Origin of the sequence: Paraperibacillus marinus, from assembly GCF_046237605.1 — a bacterium.
Classification (GTDB): Bacteria; Bacillota; Bacilli; order Bacillales; family DSM-1321; genus Paraperibacillus; species Paraperibacillus marinus.
Genome location: NZ_CP143542.1, coordinates 207979 through 231836 on the forward strand (window position 1 = coordinate 207979; position 23858 = coordinate 231836).

At 47.7% G+C, this 23858-nt stretch carries 24 protein-coding genes, 3 riboswitches and 1 other annotated feature; of the genes, 13 read left to right on the forward strand and 11 right to left on the reverse strand.

Annotated features, from left to right (window positions below):
* The first annotated feature begins 6 nt into the window (after window positions 1-6).
* From V1498_RS01155 to V1498_RS01190, 8 genes are all read left to right on the forward strand, one after another.
* Window positions 7-2127 (forward strand): peptidoglycan D,D-transpeptidase FtsI family protein, encoded by a 2121-nt coding sequence (locus V1498_RS01155; protein WP_409296523.1) that lies wholly within the window; start codon window positions 7-9, stop codon window positions 2125-2127.
* 249 nt (window positions 2128-2376) lie between these two features.
* Window positions 2377-3024: a phosphatase PAP2 family protein gene (locus V1498_RS01160; protein WP_409296524.1), complete on the forward strand. Its 648-nt coding sequence runs from the start codon at window positions 2377-2379 to the stop codon at window positions 3022-3024.
* Between the two features lie 125 nt (window positions 3025-3149).
* Window positions 3150-3614, forward strand: coding sequence for a GNAT family N-acetyltransferase (locus V1498_RS01165; RefSeq protein ID WP_409296525.1), 465 nt, complete (start codon window positions 3150-3152; stop codon window positions 3612-3614).
* A 75-nt stretch (window positions 3615-3689) separates the two neighbouring features.
* Window positions 3690-3866 carry an H-type small acid-soluble spore protein gene (locus V1498_RS01170; protein WP_409296526.1) on the forward strand — a complete coding sequence of 59 codons (177 nt, stop codon included), beginning with the start codon at window positions 3690-3692 and terminating at the stop codon, window positions 3864-3866.
* 326 nt (window positions 3867-4192) lie between these two features.
* A complete protein-coding gene (locus V1498_RS01175) occupies window positions 4193-5473 on the forward strand; it encodes an ArsB/NhaD family transporter (protein ID WP_409296527.1) in 1281 nt (426 codons plus the stop codon).
* 107 nt (window positions 5474-5580) lie between these two features.
* A riboswitch (cobalamin riboswitch) is annotated at window positions 5581-5780 on the forward strand.
* A gap of 145 nt (window positions 5781-5925) precedes the next feature.
* A complete protein-coding gene (locus tag V1498_RS01180; protein WP_409296528.1) occupies window positions 5926-8136 on the forward strand; it encodes a ribonucleoside-diphosphate reductase subunit alpha in 2211 nt (736 codons plus the stop codon).
* A gap of 20 nt (window positions 8137-8156) precedes the next feature.
* Complete coding sequence (locus tag V1498_RS01185; protein ID WP_409299082.1) at window positions 8157-9200, forward strand: ribonucleotide-diphosphate reductase subunit beta; 1044 nt, start codon at window positions 8157-8159, stop codon at window positions 9198-9200.
* Window positions 9201-9262: 62 nt separating this feature from the next.
* Window positions 9263-9571 carry a hypothetical protein gene (locus V1498_RS01190; RefSeq protein ID WP_409296529.1) on the forward strand — a complete coding sequence of 103 codons (309 nt, stop codon included), beginning with the start codon at window positions 9263-9265 and terminating at the stop codon, window positions 9569-9571.
* A gap of 40 nt (window positions 9572-9611) precedes the next feature.
* On the opposite strand, the gene V1498_RS01195 is transcribed toward V1498_RS01190, so the two are convergent.
* From V1498_RS01195 to V1498_RS01230, 8 genes are all read right to left on the reverse strand, one after another.
* The gene (locus V1498_RS01195) at window positions 9612-9893 is read right to left on the reverse strand and encodes a DUF3817 domain-containing protein (protein ID WP_409296530.1); all 282 of its coding nucleotides are present in this window, start codon (window positions 9891-9893) and stop codon (window positions 9612-9614) included.
* A gap of 302 nt (window positions 9894-10195) precedes the next feature.
* Entirely contained in the window at window positions 10196-10972 is a 777-nt protein-coding gene (locus V1498_RS01200) for a TatD family hydrolase (RefSeq protein WP_409296531.1), read from the reverse strand.
* The gene (locus V1498_RS01205; RefSeq protein WP_409296532.1) at window positions 10969-11706 is read right to left on the reverse strand and encodes an ABC transporter ATP-binding protein; all 738 of its coding nucleotides are present in this window, start codon (window positions 11704-11706) and stop codon (window positions 10969-10971) included. Before V1498_RS01205 ends, V1498_RS01200 begins: the two co-directional genes overlap by 4 nt.
* Window positions 11703-12470, reverse strand: a complete 768-nt coding sequence (locus V1498_RS01210; RefSeq protein WP_409296533.1) for an ABC transporter permease — start codon at window positions 12468-12470, stop codon at window positions 11703-11705. The genes V1498_RS01205 and V1498_RS01210 overlap by 4 nt, the downstream gene beginning before the upstream one ends.
* Window positions 12470-12760 (reverse strand): MTH1187 family thiamine-binding protein, encoded by a 291-nt coding sequence (locus V1498_RS01215; protein WP_409296534.1) that lies wholly within the window; start codon window positions 12758-12760, stop codon window positions 12470-12472. The genes V1498_RS01210 and V1498_RS01215 overlap by 1 nt, the downstream gene beginning before the upstream one ends.
* A 15-nt stretch (window positions 12761-12775) precedes the next feature.
* Window positions 12776-13759, reverse strand: a complete 984-nt coding sequence (locus tag V1498_RS01220; protein WP_409299084.1) for an ABC transporter substrate-binding protein — start codon at window positions 13757-13759, stop codon at window positions 12776-12778.
* Between the two features lie 291 nt (window positions 13760-14050).
* Window positions 14051-14160: riboswitch (TPP riboswitch) on the reverse strand.
* Window positions 14161-14239: 79 nt separating this feature from the next.
* Entirely contained in the window at window positions 14240-14989 is a 750-nt protein-coding gene (locus V1498_RS01225) for a DeoR/GlpR family DNA-binding transcription regulator (RefSeq protein ID WP_409296535.1), read from the reverse strand.
* A 109-nt stretch (window positions 14990-15098) separates the two neighbouring features.
* Window positions 15099-15617: a TetR/AcrR family transcriptional regulator gene (locus V1498_RS01230; RefSeq protein WP_409296536.1), complete on the reverse strand. Its 519-nt coding sequence runs from the start codon at window positions 15615-15617 to the stop codon at window positions 15099-15101.
* 110 nt (window positions 15618-15727) lie between these two features.
* Here V1498_RS01230 and V1498_RS01235 point away from each other — a divergent pair, with 110 nt between their 5' ends.
* Complete coding sequence (locus V1498_RS01235; RefSeq protein WP_409296537.1) at window positions 15728-16069, forward strand: VOC family protein; 342 nt, start codon at window positions 15728-15730, stop codon at window positions 16067-16069.
* Between the two features lie 36 nt (window positions 16070-16105).
* Here V1498_RS01235 and V1498_RS01240 read toward each other — a convergent pair whose 3' ends face one another.
* Together V1498_RS01240 and V1498_RS01245 are read right to left on the reverse strand one after the other, a co-directional pair.
* Complete coding sequence (locus tag V1498_RS01240) at window positions 16106-17101, reverse strand: tryptophan--tRNA ligase (RefSeq protein ID WP_409296538.1); 996 nt, start codon at window positions 17099-17101, stop codon at window positions 16106-16108.
* A gap of 49 nt (window positions 17102-17150) precedes the next feature.
* Window positions 17151-17399: a binding site (T-box leader), on the reverse strand.
* An 89-nt stretch (window positions 17400-17488) separates the two neighbouring features.
* Window positions 17489-18220, reverse strand: a complete 732-nt coding sequence (locus V1498_RS01245; RefSeq protein ID WP_409296539.1) for a ZIP family metal transporter — start codon at window positions 18218-18220, stop codon at window positions 17489-17491.
* A 157-nt stretch (window positions 18221-18377) separates the two neighbouring features.
* On the opposite strand from V1498_RS01245, the gene V1498_RS01250 reads away from it, so the two are divergent.
* The 4 genes from V1498_RS01250 to V1498_RS01265 all read left to right on the forward strand — a co-directional run bounded on the left by V1498_RS01250 (window position 18378) and on the right by V1498_RS01265 (window position 22570).
* The gene (locus V1498_RS01250; protein WP_409299086.1) at window positions 18378-18956 is read left to right on the forward strand and encodes a GNAT family N-acetyltransferase; all 579 of its coding nucleotides are present in this window, start codon (window positions 18378-18380) and stop codon (window positions 18954-18956) included.
* 10 nt (window positions 18957-18966) lie between these two features.
* On the forward strand, window positions 18967-19869 hold the full coding sequence (locus tag V1498_RS01255; protein WP_409296540.1) for a diacylglycerol/lipid kinase family protein: 903 nt from the start codon (window positions 18967-18969) through the stop codon (window positions 19867-19869).
* A 218-nt stretch (window positions 19870-20087) separates the two neighbouring features.
* Window positions 20088-20236, forward strand: a riboswitch (cyclic di-AMP (ydaO/yuaA leader).
* An 86-nt stretch (window positions 20237-20322) separates the two neighbouring features.
* Complete coding sequence (locus V1498_RS01260) at window positions 20323-21570, forward strand: cation:dicarboxylate symporter family transporter (RefSeq protein ID WP_409296541.1); 1248 nt, start codon at window positions 20323-20325, stop codon at window positions 21568-21570.
* A gap of 127 nt (window positions 21571-21697) precedes the next feature.
* Window positions 21698-22570 (forward strand): sulfite exporter TauE/SafE family protein, encoded by an 873-nt coding sequence (locus V1498_RS01265; RefSeq protein WP_409296542.1) that lies wholly within the window; start codon window positions 21698-21700, stop codon window positions 22568-22570.
* A 337-nt stretch (window positions 22571-22907) separates the two neighbouring features.
* On the opposite strand, the gene V1498_RS01270 is transcribed toward V1498_RS01265, so the two are convergent.
* Complete coding sequence (locus V1498_RS01270) at window positions 22908-23786, reverse strand: LysR family transcriptional regulator (RefSeq protein ID WP_409296543.1); 879 nt, start codon at window positions 23784-23786, stop codon at window positions 22908-22910.
* Between the last annotated feature and the right edge of the window lie 72 nt (window positions 23787-23858).

The following is a 23858-nucleotide window of genomic DNA, read 5'->3' on the forward strand; positions in this document are numbered from 1 at the left end:
GAAGCCGTGGAGATCGAACCCCAAAAGAAGAGCAAAAGCCATGTTTCTATCAGGTTCAATTTGATTTTCTTCTTCGTGTTTATCTTATTTTCTGTACTGGTGGTAAGGCTTGGCTTTGTCCAGATCGTCTATGGGGAGGATTATCGCAGGGAAGTGGAACGGACGGAAGATGTGACGGTGAAGAATCCGATGCCCAGGGGAGAGATCGTTGACCGTTACGGGAAGATCATTGTGGATAATACACCCGAGCGGGCTATCACTTATACACGTCAGCAGGACACTAAACCAAAGGAAATGCTTCGCATTGCAAGAAAGCTATCCGCATACATTGATAAGGATCCAAAGAAGGTAACAGACCGTGACAAGCGGGACTTCTGGATTCTGCTTAATCCGAAGAAGGCTGACAAAAAGGTAACAAAGGCCGAGAAGAGGCTGGTCGAGACGGGCAAGCTGGAAGCGAAGGATCTGTATCAGCTACAGCTGGACAGGATCACCAATGCAGAATTGAAGGAACTGGATGGAGAACTGGAGGTGCTGGCCATCTTCCGTGAGATGAACAGCGGCTATCCGTTGACTACCCAGTTCATCAAAAATAAAAAAGTAACAGATAAAGAGTTTGCCAAGGTCAGTGAACACCTTGATGAGCTTCCGGGTGTGGATACCTCCATTGACTGGGAACGTGAGTACAAGTTCGGCAAGACCCTGCGTTCGGTTCTTGGCGCTGTGACTACTTCCGAGGAAGGACTGCCTAAGGAGCAGGCGGATCAATATGTGGCAATGGGCTACGGCCGGAACGAGCGTATTGGAAAAAGCTATCTGGAGATGCAGTACGAGGATGTGCTCAGCGGCAAGAGGGAGCGGGTAGAGAATGTAACCTATAAGGGGACAACGGTCAGCTCTAAGACCATATCCCAGGGGCAGAAGGGCAATGACCTTGTTCTCACCATCGATATGGAGCTGCAGAAGATAACAGAAAAGATCGTGGAAGAAGAACTCGTGAAAACCAAGCACAGATATGGCGACACCCCGTTCCTGGACCGGGCATATACGGTCTTGATGGATCCTTATACCGGGGAGATCAGGGCCATGGCCGGCAAGAGGTATGTGAGGGACAAGGAGACCGGCGAGTATAAGATTCAGGATGATGCCCTCGGCACCTTCACGACCTCCTATACGATGGGGTCTGTAGTCAAAGGGGCAACGGTGCTGACCGGCTATGAAACGGGTGCAATTTATCCGGGAAACAGCGAATTTGATGCACCTGTGAAGTTCAAGGGAACACAAGTGAAGAAGTCCTATGCCAATTTTGGCTGGATCAATGACCGGGAAGCGCTGATGGTTTCTTCAAACGTTTATATGTTCAAAACTGCGATGAAAATTGGGGGTGCTCATTATGTCCCTGATGGCACCCTGAACCTGAAGGATGGCACATTCGATATAATGAGGAACAATTTTTCGCAGTTCGGCCTTGGTGTCAAGACGGGCATTGACCTGCCAAATGAGACCTCAGGAGTAAAAAATGCCGAGACAAGACCCGGCCTCCTGCTCGATTTAGCCATCGGCCAGAATGATACGTATACACCGCTTCAGCTTGTTCAGTATGTATCCTCGATCGGGAACGGCGGCTATAGGATCAAGCCGCACCTCGTCAAGCAGATTCGGCAGCCGGGCGGGAAAAAGGGAGAACTCGGCCCTGTCTTAAGCGATATAGAACCGGTTGTGCTGAACCGTTTAAGCATGAAGCCGGAGTGGATTGAAAATGTCCAGGCAGGCTTCAGGATGGTCATGCAGCAGCAGCGAGGCACAGGATACAAGGTATTCGGAGGAAAGGAATATGACATGGCCGGCAAAACAGGGACTGCCCAGGCCTTTTACGACGGGCCGGACCGGAAGAATTACGGAAAAGAGCCGCCGCCGACCTGGAATATCACCCTCATTGGGTATGCGCCAAGCGAAAAGCCTGAGATAGCCATGTCGGTAGTGGTACCATGGGCCTATCAATCCAGTGACAACGGCATGAACAAAAACATCGGAAGCAGGGTGATGGATGCCTATTTTGACCTTAAGAAAAAGAGGGATGGGAAAGAAAATCCGGATAAAAAAACAGACTCGGCTAAACCGAGCTGAATACCAAAACAAAATCATCCTAGTCACATAGACATGAAATTTTCACATTTCCGTATCCAGCACAGAGACTGATTTGGTAAGATGTTACTAGCAGTCTCTTTTCTTTTGTGGGGGACAGTCCCCATTTCCCAAATTATTTCCCAAAAGGCCCTTTAGTAAAAAATTACCAATGATAAATGCTAAATTGCTATCTTTATAAAATGAATTAAGGGTAGAGACAAGATAAGAACTTAGAAAGGAGGGATGAGAGTGATTGATGCAGTGAAAAGGAAATTTCCATTTCTATTATTGCTGCTGGTCATCCCGCTGCTTGGGACGGTATATAAACTGCTGAATGAACATCCGCAAAAAGCTGTGAGCATCTCGACACCGCTCGATCAGCATATACCTTTTGTCCCTGTTTTCATCATTCCTTATATTATTTGGTATGGATATATATTGTTCTATTTAATGTATTTCTGTTTCAAGGACACAAAGGTCTATATGAAATCCCTGATCACGATTGTGATAGGTGAACTCATCTGCTTTGCCGTGTTTTTCTTTTTCCAGACAACGGTCTCGCGGCCTGACCTGTCGATAGATACCCCATTCTATCCCCTGATCCAGTTCATCTATAGCAATGACCAGCCGTATAATTGTTTTCCAAGCATCCATGTCCTCACGACCTATGTCATCATGCTTGCTTCGCTTCATATCAAGAAAAAGCACAAAGTCCACACGCTCCTGATCCAGGGTCTGGGAAGCTTGATCATTCTGTCCACCCTGTTTGTGAAACAGCATGTGATTTGGGATATGATTGGATCGATGTTCCTGGTTTGTTATATTTACGGATTCATTTTCGATTACTACCAGGTAAGAGTTTCGCAGAAAGCGAAGACCCTGCAAATTAAGAAATAATGGTATCTGCTGCTGAAACTTTGGTTTCAGCAGTTTTTTTAGTTGTCGGTCCGTCAGAATTATTTTACAATTACCTGGCAAGTGCTGCTGTGAAAAACAACATAAACAAAGGATGCTGCTTAAAAATGGTCTGGAGACTGAAACAATTCAACGAACTGACTTCTATCGAGCTCTATAACATATTGCAGGAGCGAACCCGGGTGTTTGTAGTGGAACAGGACTGCCCTTATCAGGAAGTAGATGGAAAGGATTTGGAAGCATATCATCTTTTCAAGGAAAATGATAGCGGAATTATGGCTTACCTGCGTGTTCTGCCGCCCGGGGTTTCCTATCCGCAGGCTTCTCTTGGGCGGGTCATGGTAAAGGAAGAATACCGGGGGGAGGGCCTGGCAAAGGAATTGGTTACCATGGGCCTAGAGGTGATCCGGCAGGAACTGGGAGAGAATGCTGTGAAAATCCAGGCACAGAACTACCTGAAGAAATTTTACGGCTCCTTCGGTTTCCAGGCAGTGACCGGAATCTATCTGGAAGACAATATTCCACATATCGATATGGTTTTGGAAATGAGTGGAGAAAAAAGCAGCCAATGACTCTTTCCTTGAAAGATGGCATAAAATTGGAATTCTCTCACACACTAAAAGGAAATCTTTTAGGGAGTGATTGAAATGGATGCAAACCGAGTGAAACAAATTTTATCTTCTTCAGCAGACATTAGTGTGGAATACAACGGAGTCGCTGTCTGGATCGACAATCTGAATGAGGATGGCAGGACGGCCATGGTCCACCCTCTCGACCTCGAAGAAAAGACTACAGTCGAGATTGACGAATTGAAAGAAGTATAAAAACAAACATCATTTTTCTACTCGCAGCCCATGCATGGAAAGGAACTGGACAAGGGCAGGAACAAACACAATAAGGCGGTGGAGCGGAGGAAGGCGCAAGGCAGGTATGACAGAAAGATCAATGATGTTTATACCCAGTTGCAGGAAGTCTCATGATACATGCAGCTCCGCCCCTTTACCACAGAAAACGGTGCCAGGTTTCCGTGCAAACCTGGCACTCCTTTTGCCCGGGATTGGGCAGCCGGCAAATAATTAACAAAGTACAGTAAATCCATGTAAAATAGAGATTAATAGTTCGTATGTCCAGACAGAAAGAAGGAATAGGGATGGAGAGTCAAGCTCTGATTGCAGTCACCATTTTTCTAATTACATATGCAATCATAATTACAGAAAAGATACACAGAACAATCGTTGCACTTCTTGGCGCAATTTCACTGATTTTATTCGGCATTATGGACCAGGAAGCTGCCATCCACCATATTGATTTCAACACGATCGGCTTATTGATCGGCATGATGATCATCGTCTCGATCACCGCGGAAACGGGAATCTTCAAGTACCTGGCCATTAAGACAGCCAAGCTTGCCAAGGCGGATCCGCTCAAGATCCTCATTGCCCTTGCAGTCCTGACGGCAGTGGCATCCGCTCTTCTGGATAACGTGACCACAGTCCTGCTTGTTGTCCCGGTGACATTGAGCATCACATCAAAGCTCAAGGTCAATCCAATGCCATATCTCATCTCACAGATCATGGCCTCCAATATTGGCGGTACAGCAACGATGATCGGGGATCCCCCAAATATCATGATCGGGAGCGCTGTAAAAAGCCTGACGTTCCTGGATTTCATTACGAATCTGGCACTCATAAGCTTTTTCATTCTCTTTGTGACGATAGCGATATTTGCCTTTATATACAGAAAAAAATTGAGAACAACTGAGAGCCTTAAGCGGGATTTGATGAAAAGCGATGAAACGAAAGAAATCAGGAACACCACTCTTTTAAACAAATGCCTATTTATTATTGTTCTCACGATTTCAGGATTTTTCCTGCATCAGTTTATCCATATTGAAACGGCTACCATCGCACTGTTCGGTGCCTTCCTGCTCCTTCTGCTTACGGGCGAGGATCATCTGGAAAGCTCCCTTGAACGAGTGGAGTGGACAACACTCTTTTTCTTTATCGGTTTGTTTGTCATCGTCGGCGGGCTTGTGGATACAGGAATTATCAAATCCATCGCAAGCCAGGCTATTGAACTGACAAAAGGGAACCTTACAGCAGCAACGATGCTGATCCTGTGGGTCAGCGCCATCGCTTCTGCCTTTATTGACAACATTCCGTTCGTCGCCACCATGATCCCGCTGATCAAGGATATGGGATCCATGGGCATAACGAATCTGGAGCCATTATGGTGGAGCCTTGCACTTGGGGCATGTCTTGGAGGCAACGGCACTTTGATCGGGGCCAGTGCGAATCTGGTGGTTGCAGGACTTGCTGCGAAGAAGGGCCACAATATATCCTTCATTAAATACCTGCTGATCGGATTTCCGCTCATGCTTTTGAGCATCATCCTGTCTACTGTCTATATTTATTTACGATATTTGCTGTAGGACAAGGCAGCCCGATATTTTAAAAGAGCTAAATGTTGAAACAGAAAAATAGGTATGATAGAATCAAAACACAATATATTGTATCGTATTGTTAAATTAATAACTAAATATAGATGTTCAAAGTTGGTGTCCTTCTAGTAAGGGCTTAAAAGGGAATCCGGTTAGAATCCGGAACTGTCCCCGCAACTGTAAGTGTGGACGAAATAAGAGCACCACTGTATAAGCGGCTTAACGGTACTTATATGGGAAGGTCTTAAAGTAGGGAGAAGCACGAGTCAGGAGACCTGCCAGTGATGAACGATAGTTTCAATTTCTTCGGGGATTTGAGAAGATGAAACGATGGTGTAATTCTGGCTCTGTCCATACATTATGATTCTGCTATCGTTTGATCCGCTCATGTTCTTATGGGCGGATTTTTTGATTTCTTAATTTAAATAAGGGAGAGAAGAATCATGAAGGCAGCAATGGAAGATAAAAGAGCAGGAGCACTTTTGGATAAGCTCCAAATAGAATTTGGCAGTCTGTCTTTTGACACCTTGAAGAATAAAACGGACTTCAGCCGGCCATATGCGGCCATCCTGGAGGAATGGATTCTGGAGTGTCTGGCATGCATGTCGGAGCTTGAGCCCGATTGGACGTATGCCGCTGCCCGGATTCACCTGGCCAGGCTTTACGCAGAGGCTGAGACAAACCGGGGTGAAAAGGGGGGCTATGGATCCCTATATAACCTGATTGCAGAGCTCGCGGGTAAGGGCATCTATCATCAGGACCTGCTGGTGCTGTACAGCATGGAAGAAATTGAAGAGATCGGCGGGTGGATTCAGCCCGAGAGAGATCATCTTTTTACATACATAGGATTAAAGATGCTCTCTGACAGGTATCTGGCCAAAAGCCATGAAGGAGCCGTATTTGAGCTGCCGCAGGAGCGCTTTATGATCATCGCCATGACACTCATGAAAAAAGAAAGCGCAAGCCAGCGCCTGGATTTGATCAAGGAAGCCTACTGGGCAATGAGCAGCTTATACATGACCGTTGCCACACCGACCCTCTCAAATGCGGGGAAGAACTGGGGCCAGCTGTCGAGCTGCTTTATCGACACCGTGGATGACAGCCTTCAATCGATCTATAACAGCAACACGGACATTGCCAATCTATCAAAAAATGGCGGCGGCATCGGTGTTTATCTTGGAAAGGTGCGGAGCCGCGGCAGCAGCATCAAAGGCTTCAAAGGCGCCTCGTCCGGAGTGATTCCCTGGATGAAGCAGCTGAACAATACGGCGGTGAGCGTCGATCAGCTGGGCCAGAGGCAGGGGGCAATCAGCGTCTATCTTGATGTCTGGCATAAAGACATCCATTCCTTCCTGGACGCCAAACTGAATAATGGGGATGAAAGGTACAGGACTCATGATTTGTTTACAGGAATCTGCATCCCGGATCTATTTATGGAAAAGGTGGAGGAGCGGGGGCAATGGCATCTTTTTGATCCTCATGAAGTGAAGAGTATCATGGGCTTCTCCCTTGAAGATTATTATGATGAAAAAAAGGGGAGCGGCTCGTTCAGAGAAAAATATGAAGAATGCGTTCAGCACCCTTCTCTGTCAAAAACAGAAGTGCCTGCCATCGACATCATGAAATCCATCATGAGAAGCCAGCTGGAAACAGGGACGCCATTCATGTTCTACCGCGATGAAGTGAACCGGAAAAACCCGAACAGCCATCAGGGAATGGTTTACTGCACCAATCTCTGCACCGAAATCACCCAGAATCAAAGCGCAACAATCCAGACGAGGGAGGAATACAGAGACGGCAGAATCATTGTCGAGAAGATGCCAGGCGATTTTGTGGTCTGTAACTTATCCTCCATCAACCTGGCGCGCGCCGTGACTGCTGGAGTCCTGGAAAGGCTGATTCCGATACAGGTCAGGATGCTGGATAATGTGATTGATATCAATACGATTCCTGTTGTCCAGGGGCAGGTTACGAACAAGAAGTACCGCGCCATCGGTCTCGGCACTTTTGGCTGGCATCATCTGCTTGCCTTAAAGGGGATCAAGTGGGAAAGTGAGGCTGCGGTCGGATATGCGGATGAAATTTATGAAGAGATTGCTTTTCTCACCATAAGTGCAAGCATGGAGCTGGCCAGGGAGAAGGGAGCTTACCCGTTATTTGAAGGCTCTGATTGGGAAAGCGGGGAATACTTCGCAAAACGCGGATACCGGGATTATCCGAGGTGGCAAAAACTGCAGCAGGAGACTGCATTAATTGGCATCAGAAACGGATATTTGATGGCTGTCGCCCCGAATGCCTCCACGGCGCTGATTGCCGGCAGCACGCCAAGCATCGATCCTATCTTCAGGAAATTTTATTCTGAGGAGAAGAAGGATTACCGCATCCCGGTGACAGCGCCGGATTTGAATGAAAACACCACCTGGTATTATAAATCAGCCTACCTGATCGGCCAGGACTGGAGCATCAGGCAGAATGCAGCCCGCCAGAAGCATATCGACCAGGCGGTTTCCTTCAATTTTTATATAAAAAATTCAATCAAGGCCCGGGAGCTGCTCGGACTGCATATGGACTCCTGGAAAAACGATTTGAAAACCACATACTACGTCAGGTCCACTTCTTCCGATATCGAAGAATGTGAATCCTGCTCAAGCTGAAAAAAGGGGTGCTGGATATGATGAAATCAGAGGCGGCCAAAAGGCCGATCATGGATAAAAACGGTCCCAACCGGTCAACGGGGATCATAAACGGGAAATGCTCCAATATCCTGAACTGGGATGACGTCCGCTTTCCGTGGGCATATCCAAAATATAAAAAGATGCTCGGGAACTTCTGGACTCCTTTTGAAATTAATATGTCTCAGGATATGAAGCAGTTCCCGGAGCTTTCAGGCGGGGAAAGGGACGCATTCCTGAAAATAATCGGCCTGCTCGCCCTGCTCGACAGCATCCAGACGGATTATGCCGGCAAGGTGGCCGATTATATAACAGATTCCAGTATCTCGGCACTGATGATCATCCTCGCCCAGCAGGAGGTCATCCATAATCATTCTTATTCCTATGTGCTGTCGAGCCTCGTACCAAAGGATATCCAGGATGAAGTATTCGAATTCTGGCGTACCGAGCCGATTCTTGAAAAAAGGAATGATTTTATCATGAAGGGCTATCAGGATTTTGCAGAGTCTCCAGAGGTCCATAACCTGTTGAAGTCCATCGTGTACGATATCGTGCTCGAAGGTTTGTTTTTCTACTCCGGCTTTGCCTTTTTCTATCATTTAGCGAGAAATCAAAAGATGGTCGGCACCTCGACAATGATCAATTATATCAATCGGGATGAACAGCTTCATGTGGACCTTTTCGTCAAAATATTCAAGGAAATAGTGGCCGAAAATCCGGAACAGGACACAGAGGAGCTCAAGAGGTTTGTGCAGGATACATTCAAGGAGGCAGCCCAGCTGGAAATAGAATGGGCCCGATTCATCATAGGGGACCGGATTCCGGGGATTTCGCTTGCCGATGTGGAAGATTATATTAAATTTTATGCAAATGTGAGGGCAAATCAGCTCGGATATGAGCGGCCATTTGACGGTTACAGGCAAAATCCGCTGCGCTGGATCAAGGCCTATGAAGATGCAGACTCTGGGAAATCAGACTTTTTTGAACAAAAATCCCGGCAATATGTAAAGGTTAATCAAATTGATAATGGTTTTGATGATTTATAATGTGTAAAAAAGGGGTATTAGATAATAGAGAGAGGAAAATGTTTAAATTGGAGGGATAACTCATGAAAAAATCAACCATGAATCTGATGCTGGGCTCACTGATTTCAGCAGGGGGCGCCGCGTTTTTTGTGGCAGCTTATAAACAGAGACAGAAGGAATCATTCAGGGTACTGGAAGATACGGATATGAGGAAGAGTGAAAAGATTGACAGGATGGAAAGCGTGTATGCACCGCAGGATCCGGAGGAGCAGGGATTAACCCAGCTCGATTCTGCCTACCGCGCAGAATGGGTGGCCAATGGTTTCCCGCAGACCCATCAGGAGCTTGAAGAACTGGAAAAAGAAGAAGAAGAGGAATCCTACAGAAAATAAAAAAATGAGGCTTGCCCTATATCAGGGGGCAGCCTCATTTTTATTTTGCCTTCAGCTGCTTATCGAGCCAGAAGGTCCCAAATGGAATGAACGAAAGAAATACCGCCCATACCGCCCACGCAAAAGACCATCTTTTAAACAACTTGACAGCAGCGACCAGGATCACAAACACCACAAACAGAAAGCCGTGGATCCCGCCGGTAACTGTCACGGCAAAAGGGCTGTCAGCCATATACTTCAGCGGCATCGCAATCAGCAGCAGCACAAGATAAGAAATTCCTTCGAGGATGGCAAAAACACGCACTAACCCAATCAATGGCATACAGCTTGCTCCTTTTTCATTATGTATATGGTTATCTTACTAAAAATAGAGCGGTTTCAAAAGGGAGTAAGGCTCTTTTTCTTTTTTATGGGCTCTGTGAGGGAGGTTTTTTAAAACAAGGGGGCTGCCGTTTTTCATCAGGGGTATGAAGATATTTTTGGAGCTGATGTTGGGTTGACAAGGTCTTCACCGGGGAATGAAGGCCTTTTTATAGCCGTAGTGAGGGTGAAAGATCCTTGGAGCAGGCATCAGATACTGCCACAAAAAAAAGCCGGGCATCCCACGATGCCCGGTTTAATCAATCATTTGATTAACTGATAAAAGGTTGTTGTGTTTTTGTATATCTGCTCAGCGGCCGCAGCTGTTTCTACTTTTTTAAGCTTTGCGATTTCATCGATAACCGCTGGGATGAATGACGGATGTGTGTGCTTTCCTGAAAAGGGCCCTTCAAACGGCCATGGCCCGTCCGTCTCTGCCATGATTCTATCAAGCGGATAGAATGCAGCAAGTTCCCTGATTTCAGATTCGTATAAAATGTCAGGAGTGAAGGAGATATAACAGCCTCTGTCTGCCAGTTTCCGGACTGTGGAGGAATTGCCTTTGAACCAGTGGAAATGGGCTTTATGATAGTGATGCTGATCGAGCAGCCCGCATACAAGGTCTGCATCCTCGTAGACAGCATGCAGGACGAGAGGTTTATCCAGCTCTTTCGCGAGGAGGATGAATTCCTCAAGGAGCACAAGATAGGGCTTATAATCGAGTGTCTTTTCCTGATTCAGGTAATGCGGAAGCCCCACTTCGCCAACAGCCGTCATCCTGTCAGCGTTCTGCCTGAGCCAGCCCAGCAGCTCGTCTTGTTCATGCCGGGCGGGGAGCGTCTGCTCCGGATGCCAGCCGAATGCAGGATGGACAGCCGGGTTTATTCTGGACAGCCCCAGGTTTTGTTTAGAGGAGGCCAGGTTCATTGAAACTGCAATCATTCCCGTAAATCCTCCAGAATATTCCAGGGAACCGATGATCTCCTCCTGCTGCTTTTTTTCATATAAGTCCAGATGGATATGGGCATCGATATAGTTCAAAGTGCGCCGCCTTTCAGCGCGGCGAATATCTGCCTCTTCAGTGAGACAAATTCATCTGTCAGCACAAGAGAGCGATCTCGTGGCCGCGGGAAGGGGATGGTGAATTCTTCGATGATGGAAGCCGGCTTGCTGGATAAAACAAAGAGGCGGTCCGATAGAAAGATGGCTTCCTCGATATTATGAGTCACAAAGAGAATGGATCTGCGTTCCTTTTCCCAGATGGAAAGGAGCCATTCATGCATATCCATCCTCATCAGCTCATCCAGTGCCGAAAAAGGCTCGTCCAGACACATGAGTGCCTGGGGCGAGAGGAGAGCCCTGATGAACGAAACGCGCTGCTGCATCCCGCCGGACAATTCCTGGGGGTAGGCCGAGCTGTAACCGGCAAGGCCGGCACGTTCCAGCCACATCAGCGCCTTCTCACGGTCAGGTTTGCCTGACAGCTCCTGGGCAAGCAGGATATTGCCAAGCACTGTGCGCCAGGGAAAGAGGGAAGCACTTTGCGGCATATAGCTGATATGTCCGCGCCGTCCGTTCACATTTTCCCCGTCCAGCAGGATCTCGCCATCATCGGGACTCTCAAGTCCGCCGATCAGCTTGAGGAGGGTGCTTTTGCCGCTCCCGGAAGGTCCGAGCAGGGTGACGAATTCTTTTTCCTTCACCTCAAGGCTTATTTGGTCCAAAACTTCAGTGGTGCCAAAAGATTTCGTGATCCCTTTAAGCTGCAGCGTCATGCGGTACTCCCTCCTTTCCGATTCCATTTGATAATCAGGCGCTCAAGGATTACGATCAGGCCGTAAAACAGGAGGCTCAGCAGCATGATGAGGAAGATGGCGGCAAAGACTCTGTCCGTACGGAAGGATGAAGAAGCCAGTGTCATATAGACTCCGATTCCTGACTCGGCACCAAGCCATTCTGAGATCACCGCACCCATGACGCTATAGGTGGCCGATATCTTGAGGCCGGAAAAAAGCGAAGGCAGGGCGTAAGGAAACTCCGCTTTATAGAAAATCTGCTTTTTGCCAGCTCCGCTCATCTTCAGATAGTCAATATACATGGCGGGAGTCTGCCTGAAACCGTCTAGCGCAGATACGGTTACCGGGAAAAAACACACCAGTGATATGATGATCAGCTTGGGCAGGATGCCAAAGCCGAACCAGATGATGAGTAGAGGGGCAAGGACGATGACAGGCACATTCTGGGACAGGATGATAAACGGATAAAAAATCCCCCTGAGAAAGGCCGAGTTATGAAGGACCACGGCAATTGCCAGGCCAAGAAGCGCCCCGATGAGAAAACCGGTGAAGGTCAGCCGGATGGTGGACAGCAGATGGGGGCCGAGCGAGCCCGCCCCTTCAATGCCCGTGCGCACTATTCGATAAGGACCGGGCAGCAGCCATTCCTCAATGGAAAGAAGCCGTGATGCCGCCTCCCAGATCAGGAGAAAAACAATGGCAGCCAGAGCCGGCCGCCATCCTTTTTGAAGCATTCTGTCCATCAGCGATACTTTCCTGTCAGATCATCCATGGTTATGCCGTCGGGCTGATATAGGATTTTCATTTGAGTGATCACATTGCGGGCACCGAGCTCGGTCATTTTCTCATTCATTTCCTTAACCACATCAAGGAGGGTGCTGAGGCTGCCTTCCATGGTGGTCTCAAGCGGCTGAACCTGATAGTTGACACCGGATTTATCAATGATGGCGATAGCTTCATCAACAAAAGGAATCACATCGTCCAAATTCTTCGTCTTCGGGATAATCTGCACACTTACTAATGCTTCTGCCATATAAACACTCCTTTATCATGGTAAAAATTTATTCGTATACGCTTTTTTAGGATCAAATCCGCCTTCTAAGAGTTTGTGCTCCTCCATCCAATCTGCATAATTTGTCCAGATGGAGAGGTCCTGTTCGCCCCAGCGCTTTGCATCGTCCTGATATTTCGGTGAAAGCCATTCCTGGCTCTTTTTGACCAAATCTTTATCGAGATCAGGATTCTTTTGAATCAGGATATCGGCTGCTTCCCCGGGATGATCTATTGCGAATTTATAGCCTTTTGAGGCTCCGTGTACAAAGGCTTTAACAACATCTGGTTTTGTATTGATCATTTTCTCATTCGTTGCAAGCACCGGCGTGTAATAGTCAAGCTTCTTCGAGTAGTCCGTCAGGTAGACCATGTTCAGCTTCTGTCCTCTCAAGCCGGCCTCTATGCCGGTCCAGCCCTGGAAGATCCAGGCGAAATCCACATTCCTCTTAACAGAGGTGAAAAAGTCGGCATCGCCGGAATTGACGATCTTCACCTTGCTGACGTCGGCATCCTCCGTTTTCATGATAGAGCCGATCACAGCCTTTTCAACAGGTGATCCCCAGCCTCCGTATGTTTTTCCTTCAAAGTCCTTTGGAGTTTTAATATTCTTTTCCGCAGGAGAAGCAAATCCGGAAGTATTATGCTGGATAACGGCTGCAATGGAGACGAGCGGCACGCCCTGCACCCGGGCCTGGGTGATGGATTCCTGATAAGAGACGCCGAAGTCGGCTTTTCCAGAAGCCACAAGTGCATCGGCACCGGATTCTCCAGGATTGATGATCTTCACATCCAGGCCTTCTTCTTTAAAATAGCCTTTTTGCTGCGCCGCATACAGGCCTGTATGATTTGTATTCGGTGTCCAGTCCAGTACAACGGTCACCTTCTGAAGGTCTTTCTTATCTTTTTTCTCCGGGTCTGCATTTGTGCTGCAGCCTGCAAGCAGGGTTAAGGCAAGGATTGCGGCAGTCCACTTTTTCATCATTTTATATCTCCTTTCTGTGAGACAAGAACGGGAGGGGGGATAGAAGCATCAATCTAGAAAACCAACTTGAGTTTTCTACTCACAATCCATGCATGGAAAAGAACATAGAGTAGAGCAGGAACAAACACAATAAGGCGGTGGAGCGGATTAAGACAAACCAGGGGTGCCAGGAAAATACATGATGTGCGCACCCAGCTGCAGGAAGCCTTTTAATCCATGCAGCTCCGCCCCTTTTCCACAGAAAAAGGCATCCAGGATAACCCGGACGCCTTGCGATCAAAAACATATCCAAAAAGAGATAATGTTCCCTCCGCTGGCATCATCCAGATCAGGTTCTAAGAGTCAGCGCCTCATGGACGCAATCTCAGCCGGCAACACCGGCCCCCCTACATTCTCGTGCTATTCATAAATACTAGTCCATTATAGCAGAGTATTTTTCAATGTGTTCAATTTTCGCTTGTGCTTTCGAATATGTTGTTATTTTGCAGTGATAATCGCTGCCCCGTGCTCACGCAGGTGCTCCATCCAAGGTTCCGGAACCTCTCCCGCCGTAATGATTTTATCGATTTCGGAAAGGGGGAGCACGTTGACAAAGGAGGCAGTGCCGAGGCTTTGTCCTTCGATCAGGCAGACAGTCATGCGGGCCTGCCTGGCGGCGGCGCGGAGCACCGAAGCAGTTTCGGGATTACGGGTGCTTAAACCAGAACGGTTCAGGCCCGAGCCTGAAATGAAGCTGATATCAAAATGATAATTCTGCAGGACGGGGACCAGGAGCGGGTCCGAGATCTCGCCATCCTTTTTGACCCGGCCCCCGAGAACATAACAGTCTATATGATCCTCTGCAGAAAGCCGTGATGCCGCGGCTGCTGAATTGGTGACAACCGTAATGTGCTTTTCCGTCAGAAACTCGGCGATGGCATGGCAGAGTGCCGAGCTTCCTATGAAAACCGTATCGTTTTCTTTTATAAAGGACGCAGCATTCCGCGCGATGATGCGTATACTTGAATCTTTGCCAGAGTCCGGTTCCGTTTCCCTGGTGGCTGGAAGCCCTGTACGGACTGCTCCTCCGTGGGTTCTCCGCAAGAGCCCATCCTTTTCCAGGGAAGTTAAGTAACGCCTGATAGAATCAATGGACACGCCAAGCGTGGAGGCCAGCTCCTTGGCTTGGATTTTTTCATTTTTTTCGAGGAGATCAAGTATGCGTTTTTTCCGTTCCTCCGAAAACATGGGGCACCTCTTTCCAAGCGGTCTGAATATTCCTTATTCTAATTTTGATGCTTCAGCATGAGCAGGTCAAGGATATAGGCATGATTACCCGGTTAAAAAGAGAGAGCCGTCAGCTCTCCTTTTGAAATGACCATTTTATTAATTTTTTCCCCTGTTCAAGGGTGATCCCGCCATCTCCCATAGCACTCAGAACAGAGCGCCAGCAGGCTCCAAGAATCAAATGGAGCGGCAGGCCGCCATCTGTGTTCAATTCCTCAAGGAATGCTTCGATCCGGTCTCTTTTCTTGTAAGGATATTCCTCGCTGACCAATCGGCACAAGTCCTGTTTGGCGGCAAAATCCAGCCCCGTGATCAGGGCAGCTTCCATGGCCCGCTCCGGGTCTGAAAATAGTGAAGCGGCTCCCTCCATTCGGTCGATGATTCTTTGTTCAATATCTGTCCGGATCACTTCATAGAGCTTGGCCTTTGAGCCGAAATGATGATAGACGGCACCTGTTGTCATATCGGCTTTTTTGGCAAGCTCTGTGATATTGGTGTTCTTATATCCATGCTGTTTAAACTCTTCCAATGCTTTCATGATCAATTGATCTTTATTTGTCCCTGGTATAGGCATCCATTCTTTCATCATGCTTCCCAGTTTAGCATATTGACAGATATTAGTAAATTAGTTACGCTATACATAATCAACTTATGCAAAACATAATCCAATTACGCATTAAAGGAAGAGAGGGAAAGCCTGTGAAATTGGTTTTTTTGAGCCATCCAGTTAAGAATTTAAAAGAATCTCTTGCGTTTTATCGCGAGACTCTTGGGTTTGAGGAAGCATGGAGGGAAGGAGAGCATACTGCCGCTTTGTACATGCCTGGAACTGACGTGCGGCTCCTGCTTGAGAATGATGAGCCGGATACGGAAGCTGGCGGAGTATTCCTGGTGGACAGTGTGGACCGGTTCCATGAAGAAAAGAACCGAAGCATGGAAGTGGTGAAGGCTCCAGTCGATATACCGCCAGGACGGTTCGCCATCTATAGGGACAACTCAGGAAATTACATACGAATCATTGATTTTACAAAAGAAGGATAATCTGCAGAAAAAGGACACCCTGAAAGTGTCCTTTTTTTACATGCCGATAAATTCTTTTACGAGCTTCAATTGCTCCGCCGCCAACTCACGTGCCTTCACGGCTCCTTCTGCAAGGATGCTGTCGATGAGCGCGGGAGAGTCGATAAGCTCCCCATATTTTCTCCGCGGCTCAGACAGCTCCCTGTCTATGACGCGGAAAACTTCCTTTTTCACTTCGCCCCAGCCGATGCCGGAGCTGTACCTGTTTTTCAATGCTTCTATTTCTTCTGCACTCGCAAACTCCTTGTACAAGTGGAATAAAGTCGAGTTCTTAGGCTCCTTCGGTTCATCAGGGGAAGAAGAATCGGTCTTTATTTTATTGATGAGCTTCTGGAGCTTTGCGGGCTCTTCAAAGAGGCTGATGGTATTTCCGTAGCTCTTGCTCATCTTCCGGCCGTCGAGGCCGGGCAGCAGCTCTGATTCCTCTTGGACAACATATTCCGGGAGGGTGAAGGCCGGCCCGAAAGTGGAATTAAAATATTCGGCGATATCACGGGCATATTCCACATGCTGGATTTGATCCCTGCCAACCGGGACTTTGTCAGAACGGAATGAAAGAATATCTGCAGACATCAGGATGGGGTAGGTGTATAAGCCCATATTGACACCATGATCCCGGTCCAGTCCTTTCTGGTTATTGGCATCTACAGCGGCCTTATAGGCATGCGCCCTGTTCATGAGGCCTTTTGGGGTAACACAGGAAAGAATATAATGCAGTTCCAGCAATTCGGGGATATCAGATTGTCTATAAAAAATGACAGTCCCGGGATCGAGGCCGAGGGCAAGCCAGGTGGCAGCGATTTCATATTTGTACTGCCTGAAAAGGGCAGGATCCTGGACAGAATTGAGTGCGTGATAGTCGGCAATGAAATAGATTCCCTGGTTTGCCGTGTCTGCTGCCATCTTGAGGGCAGGCTTGATGGCGCCGATATAATTGCCCAAATGCGGTGTCCCGGTTGATTTGATTCCTGTTAATACGATTGGCTGGTTCATTGAAACTCCTCCTGCTCATTTATCTGCAAACAAAAAAGGGCCTCTCATCCTAAAGGACGAGAAACCCGTGGTACCACCTTATTTTTAAAAAAAGAGAAGACCTTCCTGCTCTTTTTCGCTCCATGAATTGTAACGGAAATCCACCGCCAATGCCTACGCCTCTTTGGTTTCGGATTGGGGCTCAAAAGTCCATTCCATATAGCTGCATACTGATTCCCACCAGCCATCAGCTCTCTTATCGGAAGTCTAACTTCCTGAATGCAGTTCTATATGTACTACTCTTTATCATCGCCTGTTATTTGCTTGTATTTTTATTATATTCATTAATTAATAAGCTGTGAAGGACCTATTTGATATATTTAAAACGAATGCTATGTTAGCCTCCCATTATAGGGCTGTCATGAATAATGAGGCGATCAGCCCGAATGATGCGATCAGCCCGACGATGGGTCCGCCTTCTTCAAAGGCTTCTGGCAGCATAGTAGAGCACACCATGGCAACCAGTCCGCCGGCACCGAAGGCACCAATGGAAGCAAGCACGGCACCTGAGCTGTCCCGGAGGAATACGTACCCAAGCATGGCGCTCACAGCGGAGACGATGACCACACTGCCCCAAAGCGCCATTATTTTTCCTTTTGAATAGCCGCCGCTCTTAAGCCCGGCGCTGCTTGATAAGGACTCAGGGATATTGCTGATGAAAATGGCGGCGAGAAAAACCAGGTTGACGGAGCCGGAGGCGATAATGCTTACGCCTATTACGATAGATTCCGGAATGGCATCCATCAGGGTCCCGAGAAAGATGGCGAGGCCGGAGGAGTCCTTGGACTCCGTTCTGCTTTTTGAACGCTTTCGGTGCTTTCCGCCCTTTCCGCTGATAAAAAACTCTGCTGCAGTAAAAATAGCGGCACCCGCCATGAAGACGAAGGAAGTGGACAGGATTCCGCTTTCCTTCACTCCTTCTTCGAGCAGATCGAAACAGGAAGTCCCTATCAGAATGCCCGTTCCCAGGGCCATGATATAGCCTATTAATTTTTCTGGTATTTTTAGATAAAGGGCTGCAAGTGATCCTAAAAATAGAGAAAGACTTGCCGCACCTCCCCATAAGGCTGCGTGTAACATGTTCCACTCTCCCTTGTATGGTGATGGTTTTATTCTTTCCTTACCCGCTATGTACAGCGTGTAAAGCATGACTATCGGTCCATTCTCCTATAAAGGAGAAATGACAGTGGAAGTAGAAATAATATTGTCAGAGACTTTAGCTGAAAGGAAGATTAAGATGGAAACAGCAGGATTAAGGGGCAGGAGAGCAGCATTGATCCCCATGGAATCCGGGCATATAGACGGACTCTATGAGGCTGCCATAGATGAGGAAATATGGAGGTTTATGAGCGTCAAGATCAAGGGAAGGCAAGACATGACAGCGGTGGTGGAATCGGCGCTCCTGCAGAGGGATGCAGGCCTTGAAAAGCCGTTCACGGTCATGGACCTCGAAAGCGGCAGCATAGTCGGGAGCACCCGCTTTTTAAATATATCAAATCAGAACAAAAACCTGGAAATAGGATGGACCTGGTATAATCCTTCAGTGTGGAGGACTAGAGTGAATACTGAATGTAAATATCTTCTTCTGAAACATGCCTTTGAGGACCTTGGCATGATCCGGGTGCAATTCAGGACAGATTCAAGGAACAAACGATCACAGGCGGCCATAGCAAGACTCGGCGCAGTTTCTGAAGGAGTGAACCGCCATGACCGTATCATGCACGATGGATATATCCGGAGCTCTGCCGTCTTCAGCATCCTGAAGGAAGAATGGCCGGGCGTTAAAGAAAACTTAAGCTCGATTTTAGAAAGCTGAAGGTGATTGGATGAAATTTAAGAAAGTAATGCTTATATATAACGGCAAGGCCGGACAAAATGACCTGGATAAAACCCTCGGAGAATGCGTGCCGGTCATAGCAGCCGGCACAGAGGAGCTGCTCCTTATGTCGACACAGAGGCCGGGGCATGCCAAGGAAATATGCCAAGAATATGGCGGGCAGATGGATGCGGTCTTCATCCTGGGCGGTGACGGGACGGTCCATGAAGTGATAAACGGAATTGCCCCCCTGCCAAAACGGCCGGTCCTTGGAATCCTGCCGAATGGCACCTGCAATGATTTCAGCCGGACCTTAAATATCCCGCAGAACATAAAGAAAGCGGCCCTGGCCCTGATGGAAGGGAACGTCATAGATGTGGATGCAGGCCGGGCGGGTGAAAGCTATTTCCTTAATTTTTGGGGAATAGGGCTGATAGCGGAGGCCTCCAATAATATCGATCCCGGACAAAAGAAGATGCTCGGAAAAGTGAGCTATCTGCTGAGCGCCCTTCGCACCATCAATGAGACCCCTCCATTTCCCTTCAGGATCACCTATGAAGGCAGGGTCATTGAAGATACGGCTGTTATGATCCTGGTGCTCAATGGAAAATTCATTGGGACAAATGCCCTTCCATTCCCGAATATACAGACAGATGACGGCCTTTTCGATGTAGTCATTGTGAAGAATTCCAATCTGGCTATGTTCCGGGAATTGATGAACCTGAAGAAAACCTGGCAGGCGGGGAATGCAGAGGAAAATGAACTTCTGTACTTCCAGGCAAGGAACCTGTCCATTGAAACCACTATACCGATGGAAGCGGACATGGATGGCGAAGTTTATCAGCAGACACCTGCTGAAATCGTGAACCTGAAGCAGCATCTTTCATTCCTTTATTATCCTGAAGTAAAATAAATGCATAAATATATACCATTGCCATAAAAAATAGCGCCGCTTAAAGCGCTATTTTTTTATTATGTCTTGGATGAAATTCCTTCAAAAAAAGCCGGGAATCCTGGCTGCAGCCGGAACGGAAATCAACCTTCTAGTGCCATAGAAGCAAACTCAAGCTGCCACCTTCAAATAAGTTCCTATTTACACATTATTTATATTAATATATTATACTAATATCTTAATACAACACGCTTAGTCCAATGAGCGGGGGAACCGGGAATTGTAATGCTTGGCATTACTAGGGGTGAATCCTTTTTTACAAAAGGAAGGGCATTGTTTCCATGTCCGAATCCGACAGCTAACCTCGTATGCAGCTTAGGGAACATGTGTAGCAGAATATCTGTACACTGAGGACCCTCAGTGTACTTTTTTTGTCTTAATGGACTAAATAATCTAAGGAGAGGAAGATACATCATGAAAAAAATCGGTCTCGCATGGCAGATTTTCATCGGTCTTGCTTTAGGTATCGCAGTCGGGGCAATTTTCTATGGAAACCCCGCCGTTGAGGAGTACTTGAAGCCAATAGGGGATATATTTCTCCGTTTAATTAAAATGATTGTAGTGCCAATCGTCATCTCCAGTCTGATTGTCGGGGTAGCCGGCACGGGTGATATGAAGTCACTGGGCAAGATAGGCGGCAAGACAATTCTGTATTTCGAAGTCATCACCACCATCGCGATTGTCATCGGTCTTCTGGCAGCGAATATTTTCCAGCCGGGTGCAGGTGTCGACAGGAGCGGACTTGCCAAAACGGATATTCACTCTTATGTGGATACAGCAGAAACGCAGGAACACCATTCCTTTGCAGAAACCTTTGTCAATATTGTACCTGCCAATCCCATCCAGGCGTTGGCTAACGGGGACATGCTGGCCATCATCTTCTTTTCTGTCATGTTTGGCCTCGGAATCGCAGCCATCGGGGAAAAAGGGAAGCCAGTTCTTCAGTTCTTCAGGGGAACAGCGGACGCCATGTTTTATGTAACCAACCTGATCATGAAGCTTGCCCCGCTCGGCGTATTTGCCTTGATCGGCATCACCGTCTCCAAGTTCGGGTTAAGCTCGCTCGTCCCGCTTGGGAAGCTCGTGATCACCGTTTACGGAACCATGATCTTCTTCGTGGTTGTTGTTTTAGGGATTGTCGCTAAAATATGCGGCTTCAGCATATTTAAATTGATGCGATATTTGAAAGATGAACTGATCTTAGGGTATACAACTTCAAGTTCAGAAACCGTCCTTCCTAAATTGATTGAAAAAATGGAAAAGCTCGGTGTGCCTAAGACGATCACTTCTTTTGTCATACCCACCGGATACTCATTCAACCTGGATGGATCCACTCTTTACCAGGCGCTTGCCGCCATTTTTATCGCCCAGATGTATGGAATCCATATGAGCATCGGCGAGCAGATCACCCTGCTTCTCGTGCTGATGGTTACATCCAAGGGAATTGCCGGAGTTCCGGGCGTATCCTTTGTTGTCCTGCTAGCCACATTGGGATCAGTCGGCCTGCCGGTAGAAGGTCTGGCATTCATCGCCGGAATCGACAGAATCCTTGATATGGCACGCACCTGCGTAAATATCGTAGGAAACTCCCTGGCTACCATTGTTATAGCCAAATGGGAAGGCCACAAAATCGAGCCGGGCAGCGGGCAGAAAGCTGCATGACCTTATGGGGGACATTCCCCATAAGGTTTTTTCTATTTTCGGGCGTCCGGGAGGCGGAGGATAAATTGCCATAGAATTCCCTTGAAGTGGTAAGATAGATGTAGTGATAGTGTTAGGAGTTTTAGAAATGGATCTTATACTTTTTTATATTGTGCTCGGTGCTGTGATCGGCATTATGTCGGGGTTGTTCGGTATTGGGGGCGGAATGTTTTTGACGCCTATCCTGCTTTTAACCGGAGTCCGACCGGTGGAAGCCATCACGGTCAGCCTGTTTTATACAATGGGCACTTCTGTCTCGGGGATGGCGGGCCACTTCAGGCAGAAAAATACGAACCTGAAGAACTCGCTGATCATTGGCCTCAGCGGGATTGCAGCCACCCAGCTCGCACAGCCGCTCATCTTTTTCATTGAGGAAAAAGGATACGATGATACAGTGATTCCCATTTTCTATATCGTGCTGCTTCTATATTTTGCCTTTTCTATGTTGAAAAAAAGTAAAAAGACTGCTTCAGGGAAGGGGCAGGGCATGGTACGCAGGCCAATCATGACACTTGTCTTGATCGGTTTTGCCGGCGGCTTCGTCTCCTCTGCACTCGGAGTCGGCGGAGGCTTTATCATTGTTCCGCTTTTGATTTCTTTCTTTGGTGAATCAGCGAAAAAGGCTGTTGGCACAAGCATAGTCGGTGTCTTAATGGTTGTGGCAGCCGGCTTCACCAGCTATGCGCTGAATGTGGAATTCGATTATAAACTTCCGGTGCTCCTTCTTGCCGGCGGCCTCCTGGGAGCGCAGGCTGGAGTCAGATTGACCAATTATTTCACCAGTGCAGAGATCAAGATGATGCTTGGGCTCCTGTATCTGACTACCACACTCAGTGTCCTTGCGAAGCTTGCAGGCCAAAATGAGTTAGGGCTGGCCATTTTACTGTTATTTGTCGTGTTTGTGCTAAGCAAAGCCATTATACGTGTGTTCAAGAAAAAAAGGCTCTATGGCGAAAATTGAGGAGACAGAGAAATTTGTTTCTTTTTTTCTTTGGAAAAGGGGCGGAGCTGCATGGATTAAAAGGCTTCCTGCAGCTGGGTGCGCACATCATGCATCTTCCTGGCATTCCTGGTGTGTCTTGTTCCGCTCCACCGCCTTATTGTGATTGTTCCTGCTCTTCTCTATGTTCTTTTCCATATATGGGTTGTGAGCAGAAAACTCATGTTGGTTTTCTGTGAAAAAGGGGCGGAGCTGCAGATATCATGAGGCTTCCGGTAAGCAGGTGTGAACATAATCAGCTTTCCTGCCGGCGTCTTGCTCAGCTCCACCGCCTTTTTGTGTTTTCCGCCTGACCGCATCACGGGAGGCGGAATTTTTTCAAAAAAGACAGGAAGTCAAGCTGAATGGAGTGTTGATACTTCATGACTGTATAAGTTCGTGCGGCAGGCAGGGGGAATAGCGGGAAATCTATTTCAAGCAGCCTTCCCTCAAGGAGCTCTCTCCGCACGGTAGAAACAGGAAGGAATGAAACGCCCAGCCCCTCCTCAATGAAACGCTTTGTAACATGGACCTCTGAGACAACCATGGTCTGTAAAGGAAGGCGGCGATTCAGCTCCTTCAGCAGTCCTTCCCAATACTCAGGGTGGTTATGGATGATGAGCCTCTTGGTGGAGAGGATTTCAACCGCATCGAGGGGAGGTCCGCTTTCAATATCCCGTCCGTCCCTCGGTCCGCAGAGCAGCAGCCTATCCTCATAAAGCGGGCTGACAATCAATTCAGGATGGAGAATATTCATCCGAGATAAGCCGAGATCTGCTTTCCCCGACAGGACCGCACTGCCGATGTCTTTCGATTCAAGCACCTGGACCTCTAATTCCAGGTCATGATTCAGCTCCATATATTTGTGGAGGATCAAAGGCATGATGGAGGAAGCGATGAGCGGGGAGATGGCCAGTGTAAGCTTTTTCGCCAGTCCCTGCTTCAAGCGGTGCAGGTCTTCAAGCCCACCCTTATAGGACCTGGCTGCTGCCACAGCGTGGGGAAGGAATCTCCTTCCCGCTTCGGTAAGAAGCACACGTCTGCCAATCCGCTCAAAAAGCAGGACATCAAGGGTTTCTTCGAGGAGTTTTATATGAACACTTACAGTTGGCTGTGAAATAAATAACTCCTCTGCCGTCTGGCGGAAGTTTTCAAGCTCTGCGGCCGTAATGAAGGTTTTCAGCCATTTGAATTCCAAGGATATTCCCTCCCTCCTGATTAATATTCATAATCAAAAATTGTCTGATTATTCATTATTATATATCAATTG

Coding starts and splice junctions, on each gene's coding strand:
- V1498_RS01180 (WP_409296528.1), top strand. CDS start 5,926: ATGAAGGCAGCAATGGAAGATAAAAGAGCAGGAGCACTTTTGGATAAG.
- V1498_RS01170 (WP_409296526.1), top strand. CDS start 3,690: ATGGATGCAAACCGAGTGAAACAAATTTTATCTTCTTCAGCAGACATT.
- V1498_RS01165 (WP_409296525.1), top strand. CDS start 3,150: ATGGTCTGGAGACTGAAACAATTCAACGAACTGACTTCTATCGAGCTC.
- V1498_RS01215 (WP_409296534.1), bottom strand. CDS start 12,760: ATGGCAGAAGCATTAGTAAGTGTGCAGATTATCCCGAAGACGAAGAAT.
- V1498_RS01195 (WP_409296530.1), bottom strand. CDS start 9,893: ATGCCATTGATTGGGTTAGTGCGTGTTTTTGCCATCCTCGAAGGAATT.
- V1498_RS01260 (WP_409296541.1), top strand. CDS start 20,323: ATGAAAAAAATCGGTCTCGCATGGCAGATTTTCATCGGTCTTGCTTTA.
- V1498_RS01240 (WP_409296538.1), bottom strand. CDS start 17,101: ATGAACCAGCCAATCGTATTAACAGGAATCAAATCAACCGGGACACCG.
- V1498_RS01220 (WP_409299084.1), bottom strand. CDS start 13,759: ATGAAAAAGTGGACTGCCGCAATCCTTGCCTTAACCCTGCTTGCAGGC.
- V1498_RS01190 (WP_409296529.1), top strand. CDS start 9,263: ATGAAAAAATCAACCATGAATCTGATGCTGGGCTCACTGATTTCAGCA.
- V1498_RS01230 (WP_409296536.1), bottom strand. CDS start 15,617: ATGATGAAAGAATGGATGCCTATACCAGGGACAAATAAAGATCAATTG.
- V1498_RS01205 (WP_409296532.1), bottom strand. CDS start 11,706: ATGACGCTGCAGCTTAAAGGGATCACGAAATCTTTTGGCACCACTGAA.
- V1498_RS01210 (WP_409296533.1), bottom strand. CDS start 12,470: ATGGACAGAATGCTTCAAAAAGGATGGCGGCCGGCTCTGGCTGCCATT.
- V1498_RS01250 (WP_409299086.1), top strand. CDS start 18,378: ATGGAAACAGCAGGATTAAGGGGCAGGAGAGCAGCATTGATCCCCATG.
- V1498_RS01185 (WP_409299082.1), top strand. CDS start 8,157: ATGAAATCAGAGGCGGCCAAAAGGCCGATCATGGATAAAAACGGTCCC.
- V1498_RS01245 (WP_409296539.1), bottom strand. CDS start 18,220: ATGTTACACGCAGCCTTATGGGGAGGTGCGGCAAGTCTTTCTCTATTT.
- V1498_RS01255 (WP_409296540.1), top strand. CDS start 18,967: ATGAAATTTAAGAAAGTAATGCTTATATATAACGGCAAGGCCGGACAA.
- V1498_RS01265 (WP_409296542.1), top strand. CDS start 21,698: ATGGATCTTATACTTTTTTATATTGTGCTCGGTGCTGTGATCGGCATT.
- V1498_RS01225 (WP_409296535.1), bottom strand. CDS start 14,989: ATGTTTTCGGAGGAACGGAAAAAACGCATACTTGATCTCCTCGAAAAA.
- V1498_RS01175 (WP_409296527.1), top strand. CDS start 4,193: ATGGAGAGTCAAGCTCTGATTGCAGTCACCATTTTTCTAATTACATAT.